This window comes from Xenorhabdus beddingii, assembly GCF_002127545.1.
In the GTDB taxonomy this organism is placed as follows: domain Bacteria; phylum Pseudomonadota; class Gammaproteobacteria; order Enterobacterales; family Enterobacteriaceae; genus Xenorhabdus; species Xenorhabdus beddingii.
Genome location: NZ_MUBK01000164.1, coordinates 1 through 479, shown reverse-complemented (window position 1 = coordinate 479; position 479 = coordinate 1). Strand labels below are relative to the sequence as shown.

1 protein-coding gene is annotated in these 479 nt (G+C 58.2%); it reads left to right on the top strand.

Features of this window, described 5'->3' with window-relative positions:
- Positions 1-479 (top strand): contractile injection system protein, VgrG/Pvc8 family (locus tag Xbed_RS19070; protein WP_279625554.1); only part of this gene is annotated, 479 nt, incomplete at both ends.

Genomic DNA, 479 nt, shown 5'->3' with positions numbered 1-479 from the left:
CCGTGTTCGAAAGCTACGGGCGTTTCCAGAAAGATGCCGCCGCCAAACCGTTCCTGAAATACCGCCAGGAAGCGCTGGATAACCAGAAGCAAAGCGGCAACGGGCGCAGCAACTGCATCAAACTGATGCCGGGCAAAATCTTCGAGATAAAAGATCACCCGCACACCCCGCTGAACACCCGCTGGCAGATTGTCGGCATCCATCATTATGGCCGCTGCCCGCAGGCATTCGGGCACGATGGCGGTGACGGCACCACCCTCAGCAACGATTTCAGCTTTATCGACGGCCTTGCCGACTGGCGTCCGCCGTTTCACTACAAACCGCTGGCGGATGGCGATGAAACCGCGATAGTAGTCGGGCCGGCCGGCGAGGAAATTTTCGTCAATAAAAACGGGGCCATCAAGGTGCATTTCCACTGGAACCGTTATGACGAGGCCAATGATGGCGCTTCGTGCTGGGTTCGCGTGGCTCAGGGCTGG